At 53.0% G+C, this 13,286-nt stretch carries 14 protein-coding genes; 7 read left to right on the forward strand and 7 right to left on the reverse strand.

All coding sequences use genetic code 11. The annotated features are described in order from the left end of the window. Nucleotides 1-111: 111 nt before the first annotated feature. The 5 genes from ACFVTB_RS19200 to ACFVTB_RS19220 form a co-directional block, all read right to left on the reverse strand. Nucleotides 112-786 carry an SOS response-associated peptidase gene (locus ACFVTB_RS19200; protein WP_387752609.1) on the reverse strand — a complete coding sequence of 225 codons (675 nt, stop codon included), beginning with the start codon at nt 784-786 and terminating at the stop codon, nt 112-114. A gap of 130 nt (nt 787-916) precedes the next feature. Further along, on the reverse strand, nt 917-1,768 hold the full coding sequence (locus ACFVTB_RS19205; protein WP_387752612.1) for a helix-turn-helix transcriptional regulator: 852 nt from the start codon (nt 1,766-1,768) through the stop codon (nt 917-919). Nucleotides 1,769-2,044: 276 nt separating this feature from the next. Next, nucleotides 2,045-3,517: a hypothetical protein gene (locus ACFVTB_RS19210; RefSeq protein ID WP_387752614.1), complete on the reverse strand. Its 1,473-nt coding sequence runs from the start codon at nt 3,515-3,517 to the stop codon at nt 2,045-2,047. Continuing rightward, entirely contained in the window at nt 3,514-3,783 is a 270-nt protein-coding gene (locus ACFVTB_RS19215; protein WP_387752617.1) for a hypothetical protein, read from the reverse strand. The genes ACFVTB_RS19210 and ACFVTB_RS19215 overlap by 4 nt, the downstream gene beginning before the upstream one ends. Nucleotides 3,784-4,590: 807 nt before the next feature. Beyond that, the gene (locus tag ACFVTB_RS19220; RefSeq protein WP_387752620.1) at nt 4,591-5,145 is read right to left on the reverse strand and encodes a hypothetical protein; all 555 of its coding nucleotides are present in this window, start codon (nt 5,143-5,145) and stop codon (nt 4,591-4,593) included. 269 nt (nt 5,146-5,414) lie between these two features. Between ACFVTB_RS19220 and ilvA the strand changes: the two genes are divergently transcribed. Beyond that, a complete protein-coding gene (gene ilvA / locus ACFVTB_RS19225) occupies nt 5,415-6,683 on the forward strand; it encodes a threonine ammonia-lyase IlvA (protein ID WP_387752622.1) in 1,269 nt (422 codons plus the stop codon). 59 nt (nt 6,684-6,742) lie between these two features. Here ilvA and ACFVTB_RS19230 read toward each other — a convergent pair whose 3' ends face one another. Next, the gene (locus ACFVTB_RS19230) at nt 6,743-7,720 is read right to left on the reverse strand and encodes an aldo/keto reductase (RefSeq protein ID WP_387752624.1); all 978 of its coding nucleotides are present in this window, start codon (nt 7,718-7,720) and stop codon (nt 6,743-6,745) included. Nucleotides 7,721-7,864: 144 nt separating this feature from the next. Here ACFVTB_RS19230 and ACFVTB_RS19235 point away from each other — a divergent pair, with 144 nt between their 5' ends. The 6 genes from ACFVTB_RS19235 to ACFVTB_RS19260 all read left to right on the forward strand — a co-directional run bounded on the left by ACFVTB_RS19235 (nt 7,865) and on the right by ACFVTB_RS19260 (nt 12,070). Then, nucleotides 7,865-9,055, forward strand: coding sequence for an MGDG synthase family glycosyltransferase (locus ACFVTB_RS19235; protein ID WP_387752626.1), 1,191 nt, complete (start codon nt 7,865-7,867; stop codon nt 9,053-9,055). A 223-nt stretch (nt 9,056-9,278) separates the two neighbouring features. Further along, nucleotides 9,279-10,475 carry an MFS transporter gene (locus ACFVTB_RS19240; protein WP_483875117.1) on the forward strand — a complete coding sequence of 399 codons (1,197 nt, stop codon included), beginning with the start codon at nt 9,279-9,281 and terminating at the stop codon, nt 10,473-10,475. Nucleotides 10,476-10,515: 40 nt separating this feature from the next. Next, nucleotides 10,516-11,124: a TVP38/TMEM64 family protein gene (locus tag ACFVTB_RS19245; protein WP_387752629.1), complete on the forward strand. Its 609-nt coding sequence runs from the start codon at nt 10,516-10,518 to the stop codon at nt 11,122-11,124. Nucleotides 11,125-11,284: 160 nt separating this feature from the next. Continuing rightward, a complete protein-coding gene (locus ACFVTB_RS19250; RefSeq protein WP_387752632.1) occupies nt 11,285-11,479 on the forward strand; it encodes a hypothetical protein in 195 nt (64 codons plus the stop codon). A gap of 118 nt (nt 11,480-11,597) precedes the next feature. Continuing rightward, entirely contained in the window at nt 11,598-11,741 is a 144-nt protein-coding gene (locus tag ACFVTB_RS19255) for a hypothetical protein (protein WP_387752634.1), read from the forward strand. A gap of 8 nt (nt 11,742-11,749) precedes the next feature. Beyond that, complete coding sequence (locus ACFVTB_RS19260; protein WP_387752637.1) at nt 11,750-12,070, forward strand: transposase; 321 nt, start codon at nt 11,750-11,752, stop codon at nt 12,068-12,070. Nucleotides 12,071-12,177: 107 nt separating this feature from the next. On the opposite strand, the gene ACFVTB_RS19265 is transcribed toward ACFVTB_RS19260, so the two are convergent. Beyond that, entirely contained in the window at nt 12,178-13,266 is a 1,089-nt protein-coding gene (locus ACFVTB_RS19265; RefSeq protein ID WP_387752640.1) for an FUSC family protein, read from the reverse strand. Between the last annotated feature and the right edge of the window lie 20 nt (nt 13,267-13,286).

Below are 13,286 nucleotides of genomic sequence, written 5' to 3' on the forward strand. Positions count from 1 at the left end.
ATCCGCATCTGCTCCCCCGCCATCAAAGAAACAAGAAAAAACGGCAACGCCCTTAATTGGACACTGCCGTTACTGCCGTTACTGCCGTTCCTATTTCAGCCTCGTTCCGCCTTACGCGAAATCTGGAAGCCGGATTTCTCTAATGCAGTCTGGCGATTCGTAAGCTTCGTCGCCTACCGCGTTTGTGACCGGATACGCGCGCATCCGATAGGACTCCAGCGGTTCCAGATGCTTACGCAGCGAGCGAAACTCGGTTATTGTCGGATTGAGCCAGTCCTCCAGGCCGTCCTCGTCAAGAATAATCGGCACCTGTGGCTGCCACTGCGACATCGCGCCCGAAGACGGCGCCGTAATCATCGTAAAAGCCCGAACCAGCTTGCCGCTGTAATTGCGCCACTCGTCATAAATGCCCGCAATGCCAAACAACCGCTGATGAGGCACCACGATATGCATCGCCCGAGGCTCTTTCTCGGAGTCCGGCTTTTGCCAGCCAAAAAAACCGCTGCATGGCACGACGCACCGCTGCTTTCTCAGCATCCGGTCAAAAAAACGTTTACCCGTCAGTCCCGAATAATCCGCGTTAATCGAATCCTTTGCCCAGAACGGGAATAACCCCCACCTGGCATCGTGCATGACGCGCGTCCCCAGCTTATCGTGCATAACGATTGAGACCGTCTGCGTCGGAGCCACATTGAAGCGGTTTGTATAACAATGAATCAACTTTTGCACTTGAAAAGCTTCCACCATATCGCCAATATCGGCCGTAATAGAATAACGCTCTATCATTCTGTCGAACCCCCTTTTCGCAAACAAGCCATTACCTGAGCGTCAAGCTTCCTACGCATCCAGTATTCGCCTTTTGCAGGGGTTGTTATTCATTTATTTTCCAGACTGATGAGTGGCCTTCAACCTGCCCTTATTGCGTAAAACGTTTGCGGAACTTCAATGGGGGCATTCCCGTCTGAGCGGCAAACAATCTTGAAAAATGCGGCGTCTGCCGGAACCCCGTTTCCTCCGCGATCCGGGCGATCGGCCAGTCTGTTTTGATAAGCAACAGCTTCGCTTGATCGAGACGATAATAAAGCAAATACTGCTGCGGCGTGCAGTCGAATACTTCCGTCATGCACCGCGTGATGTAATTGATATGAAGCTGCAGCGCCTCGCTCAACATCGTATTCGAAACGACATTACGGTAATTCATTTTCAAATAGGCCGCAGCCCTTTCGGCAACCGACACGCCAGCTCTAGCAGCATCCGAGCGCCAGCCCTCATCCAGCATTTGAAGCAAATGAAGAAACCGCTGCTGCCGTTCCCAGAACGCGCCGTGCGAAGAACTTTGGGCCGCCTCATGCAGTTGAGTGAATACTTGCTTTGCTTCATCCGTGAAAGAAAGATGCATATGTTTTGGCAAACGTATTGCATATGTATAGTAGTCGCCCCGCAACGAGCCGGTATGGTTGCCCGCCGTTTCCTCCCAGGCTCCGACCGTCTGAAACTGCACCCAGTCGAACACCGTCTCCTCATTGCAAGGCTGAAAAGAACCATGGCCCCGGTCTGGCCTCAAAACAAGCACGTCGCCCGGATGCAACGTCCACCGGTTCTGCTCTTCCTCGATATAAAGTACGCCCTTCTGGACGAATAGAAGATCAAAAACTCCGATATTGGCCCGGCTTGGATGCTCGTAGCCGACAGGATACTCCCTCCGGTTCGATTCGACGAAAAAAGGTAGCGGCGGCGAACGAAAGGTCAATAACAATTCCTCTGGCACTGTAAATCTCTCCCTATGAAGATTGGTGTGTACGTATGCAAAAATACAAGATGTGCCAATCTTTTTCTATCAATCTATTGCCATGTTACATAATCTCGTCGCCCTTTGTCTACATCGCCCGAAAAGAATCCGATCCTGACGAAAAATAGAGTTGAAACAGATGTTCATCTACGATAAAACCGCGTTCTTCCATGGCATACCTTTTCCGGATGCCGTTGGATGAACGCGGTCTCTAACGTTTGAAGCATAGCTATGTGTTTTTAACCAAAAAAGTAATTACAGGGTTTGCATTTCAACTGTTTGGACGCCTTGGAAAAGCGTAGCAAGGACCAGCGTCTCGCTCTGACCATTCCAATCGACATCGGTGACGGGGAAGCCTAGCTTGATAGAAAGCAGCATGAGCCGTTCATTGATCCAGCCAAGCTTGAATAGTCCATGATCTGTGCATACGTAAATATCCGAACCGTGAGTGCATAGCGAAAAAATAAAATGACGCCCAAACCGGATTCGATCGAATCGTCCTTTTTTGTCTCCGACCAACAGCTCGCCCTTATTGCTTGAGCCAAGCAAATGTCCTCGATAAACGGCAAGGCTTGTCACCGCACGGTTTAACTCAAATTCCGCCCAATCGTCCATAAACCGGTCGTACAACGAAATGCCGCTCTCATGACCAACGACGATATACTGCGGCAAATTCAGAAAATCGTAAACCCGCTTGTCCGAGCAAGCCTCTTTCGTCCAATGTCCGCGCCAATGCGACCAGAGCCCGTATTCCGTCGCCGCGTACCCCGTGCCGCCTAGCAGCCGGTATTGATAGCAAGGTACGGCCAATCCGGTCTCAGACCAGCCCTCCTCATCCAACACATACAGCCCCTCGCTTGTACAAGCGTGAACAAGACCGCTGTGCTGCTGAAGCCGGTTGACCGTAAAATGTTCTGGCAATCCGTCGTTCAACGGCTCCCAGCGCCCCGCTCCGTTTATCTCATAGATGCCATGCCCCACCGAAGCCGCGTAGGTCGTATCGCCGTATGTTTTCACAGATGAAAAGGGAAAGAGCAGCCAGTTCCAAGGCCTGCCCGGTTCTTCTCTTTGCCCAGCCTGCTGGGCCTGCTCGGCTTGCTCTGCTTGAACGGCAGGCTGTGCCTGCTGAGGCTGGCTAACAAGATCGCTTTCCTGTGCTACTTGGGCTTGACCAGCCTGATCGCTTTGCTGCATTTGCTGAGCTTGACCAGTCTGACTGCTCTGCTGTTGGTCAACCTCACTGCTCTGCTGTTCCGATTGAGCTTGGTCAACCTGACCGCTTTGCTGCGCCTCTTGAGCTTGACCCGCCTGACCGCTTTGCTGCGCCGCTTGGGCTTGACCCGCTTGATCACTTTGCTGTGCCGCTTGTGCTTGACCAGCCTGACCACTTTGCTGCGCCTCTTGAGCTTGACCCGCCTGACCGCTTTGCTGCGCCGCTTGGGCTTGACCCGCCTGACTGCTCTGCTGTGCCGATTGAGCTTGGTCAACCTGACCGCTTGCTTGACCCGCCTGACCAATTTGCTGGATCTGCTGGGCTTGACTAGCAAGATCGCTTTGCTCTGCCGCTTGGGTTTGGTCAGCAAGATCACTTTGCTCTGCCAACCAACCTTGCTCCGTTTGACCCGCCTTCTTATCTGGCTCGCATTGCTCAACCAACTCGTTCTGTTCTGCCCACGCGGCCTGTCCTAATGGCAGCTTCTCGTATTTCTCTCCTTGGCTCTCTCTCATAGTTGTACTCCCTCCTTCTGCGTTCTCCCGGAATAGCGCAGCATGACTCCGTTATCTCCTTCGACAGAAGAGGAAGCATATTCTCCCTCCATACTCTGACCGGACAATCGGGACTCCGATATTTGCCTAGCGGTTCCCGGCTCGATGTATTTGGATGTATGGCGGTGGTCGTTCGCTTCCGGACCTTCCCATTTCGATTGTTGCAAAGCAAACTTGATTCGAGCAGATTGCCTCTTTTTCACGACCATCTCAAATAAAAGTCCCAAGTCCAACCCTCCAGCCTACGCTATATATCAACGACAATGGACTCATCATTTAATTGATAATGATTATCACTTTCGTATATATGATAACCATTCTCAACTATAATGTCAACGAAAGGTAATAAAATCTCATTTCACTATCGCCAATTCCTTACGTCCATTGATAAACTTCACCATTTTTCTGCGATCATTAGCGCTAAGCCAGAACGAGCGAAAGATCTAGCATCTGGAACAGCCTAAATAAGAATAACTGGTTGAATAACTGCAAAAACGCAGTTATTTCGCCCGCAAAATCCCTTTTATTAGAAATAAATGCAGAATCGCAGTTATTCTGAGCACAGCGGGTGCTTGAAGGGGCATACGCGCGAAAATAACTGCCAAAATGCATTTATTTCGTATATATCCTTTAAAAACAAAAAAATAACTGCATTTCAGCAGTTATTGGCAACACAATTTACTTTTTCTACTTCCGAAAACCCTGCAACTACGCACATTTAACTACGACGAAGAGTAGATAAGCTGGTTCTAGCGCAAGCAGCGGCAGGGATGATCCCCCGAGAGGAGTGTAGCCATGCATACCTCTATATGAAACAAGGTCACTCCTGCAAGTGGAACGCTAACATGCCTCTCTATCTCAGAATAGCCACTCCTACAAATGCGGAACGCCATTCTCTCGGACGCACCGCTCTCCCCCACAACACAGTTACAGATTACAGCACGCCCACTCCCCCACAACACAGCTACAGATTACAGCACGCACGCTCCTCCAAGATAATCCCCAATCGCCACTCCTCACAGCTACAGCTACAGCTACAACTGCATCTGCAAACGAATCGCGATGCTATTCTGGTCAAAGCGAATGTCGCCGATTCTTACCAGTGCTTGCTCGCCAATGTCGAGCGGGATCATATAGCGCTCCATACTGGCCGTGGACAGCTCATAGCCTTTGAGCTTCAACTCAACCGGCGTGACGATCAGGTTAGGCTCCTTCCATTCCAGCTTGTACGACGCTAGCAGCCCCGCAGGAAACCGGTCCTTGTACGTCACATTTAAATGAGCGAGCAGCCTGTCCCCGTCCAGCTCGAAACGAACGCCGTCCAGCCGAACGTCCGGAGGCAGTCCTTCAGAGTCTCCTCCTCTTAACTGCATCTTGATCAGGTTATTTATATCGGACTCGGTCAGCACGAGCTCGGGCGACAACCGTTTGACCATGCTGAGCGCCTTTTCCTTCAGATCGATCGGCTCGTAACTCAAATTAAGCTGCTCGTCCGGGGCTACATAGGACATCAGCCACAAGCCGCCTCCCGCAATCAACGCAGCCAGCACGACCAAGGTGATGACTAGCCTTTTGAACGCTTTTCGCATACCGTATCTCTCCTCCCCTAAAAGACGTTGTGATACGTCCTTCAGTCCTTCTAAAGCAGGCAACTGGCGTCCGGCCGCCGGTATCGAGCCGCTTCAGAACGCCTAGCGCCTTCAACAGGCAGCCCAATCCGCCATGAAAAACTCTGCACGTTCAAGCGCATGATGCTATAATGAATCATTCGAGCTTTGCCTTCGTGATAGGATTTATGAGTGATGTTTAACAGATTATTTGAACTTGCAACGAGTTACTTATTCGAGAGGTGAAACACATGGAATTTCAATCGTCTTATTCTCCTAAAATCGGGCTTGAAGAAATCGTACACGCCCAAATGCATTTGAAAGACGTCATTACCCGCACGCCTCTGCAGTATAACCGTGTGCTCTCGGAGCGCTACGGCTGCAATGTTTTGCTGAAACGCGAGGATTTGCAAATCGTTCGTTCCTTTAAAATTCGCGGAGCCTATCATTTGATGCGCTCGCTTTCATCCGAGCAGCTGGCCCAAGGCGTTATTTGCGCAAGCGCGGGTAATCACGCCCAAGGTGTCGCTTACTCCTGCCAAGCGCTCGGAGTTCCCGGCAAAATCTATATGCCAAGCACGACGCCGCGGCAAAAGGTGAGCCAAGTCGGCTTCTTCGGCGGTAACTTCGTCGAGGTCATCCTGACGGGCGACACGTTCGACGACGCCTACGCTGAAGCGGTAGCCGAAAGCCACCGGAGCGGCATGACGTTCGTTCATCCGTTCGATGATCCGAAAATCATTGCCGGCAACGGCACCGTCGGCCAAGAAATTATGGAATCAGCCGAAACCGTTCCGGATTATGTCATCGTGACCGTCGGCGGCGGCGGTCTTGCAGCAGGCGTCGCCTCCTACACGAAAGCAGTGTCGCCTTCCACGAAGGTGATCGGCGTCGAGCCGGAAGGCGCGCCTTCGCTGCGTGAATCGCTTGACGCAGGCGAAGTGCTTCCGCTTGAGCAAATCGACAAATTCGTCGACGGCGCGGCAGTCAAACGCGTCGGCGATCTCACTTTCGCGCTCTGCCGCGAATTGCTCGACGATGTGATAACTGTGCCCGAAGGCAAAGTGTGCACGACGCTGCTCGATCTGTACAACGAGAATGCCATCGTTGCCGAGCCTGCCGGAGCTGTGCCGATTGCCGCGCTAGAGCAGCTTCGCGATGAAATCGCAGGTAAAACGGTCGTCTGCGTAATCAGCGGCGGCAACAACGACGTCGATCGCATGCAGGAGATTAAAGAGCGCTCGTTAATCTATGAAGGGCTTAAGCATTACTTCATGCTGAGCTTCCCGCAGCGCGCCGGAGCGTTAAGAGAGTTTCTCGACGACGTGCTTGGCCCGAACGACGATATTACCCGCTTCGAATATACGAAGAAGCACAATAAGGACAACGGCCCGTCGCTCGTCGGCATTGAGCTGAAGCATCGCGACGACTATGCGCCGTTAATCGAACGCATGACGAAGAAAAGCATTCATTTCGTCGAGCTGAACAAAGACCCTGTTCTGTTTAATCTATTAATCTGAGAGGATGCGGATAAGCGACACCCGCTTGCCCGCCGCTTATCTGCCCCTTTCCCTCCAAGTTACCAAGCGTAAGCTTTAGGAGCATCGCCGCCCGGTCCCGGGAATATCTCGTCGATCCGGGCGAGCGTCTGCTCGTCCAGCTTAATATCCACCGCACGAAGCGAGCGTTTCAATTGCTCCAGCGTGCGTACCCCGATTATCGGCGCCGTAACAGCCGGATTCGCCAGCAGCCATGCAAGCGACACCAGGTCTTCCGGTTCGCCCAGCTCATCGCAAAGCTTTCCGTACGCGTCCAATTGCGCACGATGCTTCTCCAGCCGCTTATTGTCCCCGCTTCTCCGTCCAGCAGCGCCGCGCCGGTGATTGCCCGCAAGCAAGCCGCCGTCCAGCGGACTCCAAGGAATAACCCCCAAGCCTAAAGCTTTCGATGCCGGCAGCACCTCAAGTTCCGGCAGCCTGCACAGTAAATTATATTTATGCTGCTCCGATACAAGTCCGAGCGAGCCTCTTGCCTTCGCTTCCCCTTGCGCCACCGCAATGTCCCACCCTGCAAAATTGCTTGAGCCCACATAGCCGATTTTCCCTTGCTGAGCGGCGGTTTCGAACGCTGGCCACAGCTCGCGCCATTGAACGGAGCGGTCGACATGATGCATTTGATACAGCTCGATATGATCGGTTTGCAGCCTTTTCAGCGATCCTTCGAGATGGCGGCGAATTTTATAGGCGGACAATCCCGGCTCGCCGTTCGGACCGTCATAAGACTGGTGCATGTCGCCGTATACTTTGGTAGCGAGCACGGTTCGTTCACGTCGGCCGCCTCCTAGGGCAAACCACCGTCCGATAATTTCTTCCGTGCGGCCGGAGTTTTCTCCCCAGCCATAAATATTGGCCGTATCGATAAAATTAATGCCAGCATCAAGCGCTGCGTCTAGAATACGAAAAGACTCCTTCTCGTCCGTATCCACGCCGAAATTCATCGTCCCCAGACAGAGACGGCTAACCTTCAAGCCCGACTGTCCCAAATACGTATACTCCATCTTCTACTCACCTCTCCAAAAAAGGTTGGATACAACCCTCATTATACAAAAATAATAAATCAGAACCAAAATTACGATTTCTTATCTTTTCAAATGACAGCCGCTTTACATTCGGCCGTTATAATGGCCGCAGGAGGTGCCTTCATGGCCCAAAATGGACAGTGCCGCAACCCGAAAATCGTTATTCTGTACGCCTCATACGGCGAAGGCCATTTGCAAGCGGCAAGAGCGATTCGCGACTCGCTGGAGAAGAACGGCGCAGCGCAAACGATGATGATCGACCTTATGGCGGAATCGCATCCTTGGCTGAACGAAATGACGAAACGATTTTATTTGAAAAGCTATTCGCGGCTGCCCCTCCTGTACGGATGGATGTATGAGGCAACTCGCCCTATGAAGCATAACTCGCTATTTGGCGGCCTTCTGCACTCCCTTGGAAGGGATACGATCCGCAGGCTGCTGGCAAAAGAAAAGCCGGATGCCGTCATCCATACGTTTCCGTTGTTTGCGCTGCCTACTATGCAGAAGCGCAATGGCAAGCGGAAGCGGCTCGTGAACGATCTGCCTTCCTATGCGGTCGTTACCGATTTCGACCTTCATCGCAGATGGGTTCATCCCAATATTGACCGCTATTACGTAGCAACGGAAGACATGAAGCAAGAGCTTGGCAGGCTTGGCATCCGCGCGAACCGAGTAGAAGCAAGCGGCATTCCGCTGAAAAGCGGTTTCCATGGCATTGCGCCTTCTCCAGAGCTGTATCGCAAATTCGGCCTGCAGCCAAACAAGCCGATCATTCTGATTATGGCCGGAGCCCATGGCGTCATGCCCGATATTAAAAAGCTTTGCCGCCGCCTGCTGGAGCAGGACGGCGACGTTCAGGTCGTACTCGTATGCGGCCGCAACGCTGAGCTTGTCTATTCTGTGGAAGCGTACCTCGCCTCCCATCCGCAAGCCTCCCGGTTGAAGCTGTTCGGCTATGTCGAGCAAATATACGAGTTGATGGCTGTCGCGACCGTACTAGTAACGAAGCCTGGCGGCATTACGCTGTCCGAAGCGATCGCCGCCGGACTTCCCATGTTTATTCACCGGCCCGTTCCCGGTCAAGAACGGCAAAATGCCTTTTACCTGCAATCGAAAGGCGCCGCATTCATCAGCTCCAAGCCGGAACAGCTGCTGGCCGGCCTCCTCGAATTGCTGGCCAATCCGGAGCAGCTTCGCAAATGCCGGGAGGCGGTTGGCCGTTTGCAGCGCAGCGACGCTTCGGCGGACTACATCGCCCGCGACATTTTAACCCGTCTCGAAGCAGCGGATACAGGCTTGTTTTCGACTTTGTAAGCCTCTCTGAGGCTTTTTTCTGAATACAGAGCTCAAACTTACATCAGTGCTTGACGGAAAAGGGGAGTAAATCGAAGGGGCAGAGGACTCTGGAGAACGATAGTGGTCTCAGGAATCAGGCTTTTACAGCGACCGGAAGAAGAACCCTCCCCCCGCAGCGCTCCCGCTCCCTTCAAGCAAAGCGCTGATTTAAAGTTTGTGCTGGAAAAGGAGCTTATTTTCTGTGAAACTGAAACGTTTTGCAATCCCTTGGTTCGGCCCGGAGATGCTGCTCATCTCCGTTATTTTGTTTCTCGTCGAATTTGTGCGCGGTGCGGTTCTCGTCAGCCTCATGCCGATCTACGGGCAGAAAACGCTTGGCCTCTCGCTGGACATTATCGGCATTGCGATTACCGCTCACTATTTAACCGATACTGTATTAAAAATGGCTATCGGCTACCTGCTCGATCGATTCTCGGTTCGGTTCGTCGTGCAGATTGGTCTGCTCGTCTCGCTCGGCGGCGTTGCGTTATTTCAGATCGCCTATACGCCATGGCTGTTCATAACGGCAGCCGCCTTGTACGGCATCGGCATGTCTCCGATCTGGATTGTGTGCCTGACGAAAGTGACCGCCGATCAGCGGGCCACGCAAATGGGCTTTCTATACACCGTTTGGTTTGTCGGGCTCGGCTCGGGTCCGATCGTCTGCAATATTTTACTCGATCACTCCCTGAACGCGACTTATTACTTATTGGTCGGAATGTCGGCTGGAGGATGGCTTCTGTCACTCTTCCTAAACGGCAAAAAGGCAACCTCGCTCAAGCCGATCCCGATGCGCGCTCAGTTCGAAGCCCTCGGCTCGCAATTGAAGCAAATGCGACTGCTGCTGCCTGGCATGATTCTACAAACGACCGGCGCAAGTATGCTCGTTCCGATTTTGCCAAGCTTTGCTGAGAAGCACTTGGGCATTACCGGAGCATCCTATTCACTGCTGTTAACAGTGGGGGGACTGTTCGCCGCGATCGGCCTCATCCCGATGGGACGATTGTCGGACAAGCTCGGCGGTAACAAGTGGTTTCTCGTGCTTGGCTTTGCTTTTTTCGCTTTTGGCCTTTATACGTTGGCATGGGCGCTTCCATTCTGGTATTGTTTAATCATTGCTATGGCGCTAGGAATTTCCTATTCCGCCATTCTGCCTAGTTGGAATGCTTTGCTGGCTACTTACGTACCGCCTAAACAAGAGGGCCTTGGCTGGGGCTTACTTTCCACGATCGAAGGAATCGGCGTCATGATCGGTCCAGTAGCGGGCGGCGTGATCGCCTCCCGTCTAGGAGAGCCTTCAGTCGTGTGGATCAGCGCCGTATTGTTCGGACTGATCGGCCTCCTCTATCTAATGCTTCCAATGCGAGCCTGGAAGGGAGGCCTCGCCGCGCAAAAATGAGTAGATGCCCGTTGCCGGGCGAATCGGGGATGACATGTTAATGGGGATTATGCAAGAATGGTTGATCGCTATCCAAGGGATCGACCTTGAGAAAGTACAACGGACGCTGGAAAGCTTTCGTGAATTCGGGCCGCTGCCCGGCATAGCCTTGCCGCTGCTGGAAGCGTTTCTGCCTTTTCTGCCGCTGATCGTAATTGTTGCGGCTAACGCCAATATTTTCGGACTTTGGCTCGGCTTTTTGTTTTCCTGGATCGGCGTATCGACAGGAGCTTTATGCGTCTTTTTAATATGCCGCAAGCTCGGCCATAACGTAAAAGGCAAAATCGAACGACGCTTTCCCCGCTCGGAGCGATTTTTCAACTGGATCGACCGCAAAGGCTTTACGCCGTTGTTCCTGCTTGCCTGCTTCCCGTTCTCGCCATCGTCGCTCATTAATATCGTATCCGGGCTCAGCTCCGTACCGACCCGCACCTTCATGATTGCCACCGTGCTTGGCAAAGCGGTCATGATTCTAAGCATTTCCTTGCTTAGCTTCGATATTTCCAGCTTCCGGGACGAGCCCTGGCGCATATTCGTGACGATTGGCGTGATTGCGCTGATGTGGATCGGGGGAAAACGGCTGGAGGCGCGCTATCAAATTAACAATTAGCCAGCGGAAGGAGTGTCGGCATCGATGCCCCTTCTCTCGACATGGGGATTCGGGGCGATCGCGACGACGATCGCTCTTCTATGCGTCGGTCTCCTGCTCGGCGCGATGATCATCCTTATCCGCATCATGACGAACGGATAAGTATAAGGAACTCAAAGAAATGGTCGAGGCGCTGTTCGCAACGCCCGCTCATCTTCGTCCGGGGCAGCATCCGGCAGATGGAGAAGCCGGCACAAGCGCAGCGGCGGAGACGGCTCCGCACGCTGAACCGTTCACCGAGCCGTGTCCGGCTTGTGAAGAAACCGTTACCGAACGTCATATTCATTGTCCTGCCTGCGGCTTGCGATTGCTTTAATCGCAAGCCTTTTCTCGCTTGGACGAAGCAGTCCAAATCGCCGAACGTCCGCTCATACATTCCTTCCTTTTGTGGAAAACTGTTGGAGCACCTATGCAACCGAGAGGAGGAATGTCGATTGTCAGGCGAGCAACCGTCTCAGAAACAAAAAGCCGCGAGCGCCGCACAATCGCGGGCGGACCGGAGCGGCAGCGGCAAGCAGCAGGCCAGCGAGCAGCAGTCGGATGCCGATCGGGCGGCAGTACCGAAGCATGGATTATAAGCTAAGGGATGGAAAGGACGAACGCGATGAGCCAGCAGGACCAAGAACGTGAACATAATGAGATGAATCCCATTACCGGCGAAAATGTGGCGGTCGACGGCGTTTACAAAAACGAATGGGATCGCGTCGAGAAGCTCGATCGGGGAGATGTTTTTCCCGCCGATCCGCAGCTCGGCACAACCGAGTGGGAGCTTGTGGAGCTCGACTTCGACAATCACCATGAAGGCCGCACCGACCCGCGCCTCATTCCGAAAGACCGTGACGACGATCCGGAAGCTCATATGCAGCATCCGCGCCGCCACAAAGGCAGCCGTAAAACAGAAACTTAAACAAAAAAGACAACCCGCCCTGTCTTTCGGGCTTCCGGGTTGTCTTTTTTCTCATTCGTCATTCGTCATTCGTCATTCGTCATTCGTCATTCGTTATTCGTCCTACGTCATTCGTTGCCAAGCAAGCCGTTCTCCCGCTTCTTCTCCTCGCTGTCTCCGGTCCGTTTGGATGAGGTGGCAGCATCGCGCTGCTGTACCATATCGACGATCTTTTCCAGACGGCGCAAATGGTAAGCATATTCGAACATGCTCGAAGCAACAAACACTAGCCGTTTATGTTCGTCCGGATCGGTGCGCAAGTAATCGGTCAGCTCGCCGACGAGGCGGCTTTCCCCTTCTTCCTCAGGTTCGATCTCGGCTCCAGGCTTCATCTTGTTCTCCAGCTTGAGCAAGATCGATTCGTGATACTTGGTCAGCTCCTCCATTTGCCGGTCAAGCCGCTCCGCCCATTCCTCCGCCCCTGGAGAGGCGAAATAATGCTCCTCCACCGACTCCAGCAAGTCGGCGCCCTTCTGCAAAGCTTTAATCATCTGCTTGGACAGCAGCAGTTGGCGAGCATGGCTCGACTTGGCTCTCGCCAGCACTTTGCGCTCTTCCTCGAACAGTACATAGCGGTCTTCCAGCTTGCGGAGCGTCGTATGCAGCGCTTCTTTCTCTTTCCGGTACACCTGCTCTTTCATCTCGTTGGAAATAGCCGTCCGCATGAGCAGTGAAAGCTGATGATAAGCGGTATGCACCTGTTCCGTAAATTGCTTTCTCGGTCGAGGCGGAAATACGGCCACATTGACGACAAAAGCCGCTCCCATTCCGGCCAGTACCATCAGAAAGCGATCGATCGCAACGTCCAATCCTTGCCCGTGGGCTTCCATTACGGCGACAACGGTGACCAGCGTCACGCCAATCGTCGATTCCATCTTCAGCCTAATACTGACTAAAATAACAATGATGCATACCAGTCCGACGGCAATCGGCGTTTCCCCGAACAGCCTCATCGCTCCGATCGCTATGGCTGCTCCGAGCACGTTCGTTTGCAACTGATCGAGCACCTGCTGCCAGGAACGATAGATCGAAGGCTGTATCGTCAATATTGCCGCGACCGCCGTCAACAGCGGCGACGGAAATCCGAAAAGCTTGCTTAAATAGATGGCCAGCGCAACAGCCATTCCGGTCTTAAGCACCCGCGCTCCAATCGTCATAGCGGTTTCTCCTTTAAAAC

Origin of the sequence: Paenibacillus sp. NPDC058071 (assembly GCF_042885235.1) — a bacterium.
GTDB lineage: Bacteria > Bacillota > Bacilli > Paenibacillales > Paenibacillaceae > Pristimantibacillus.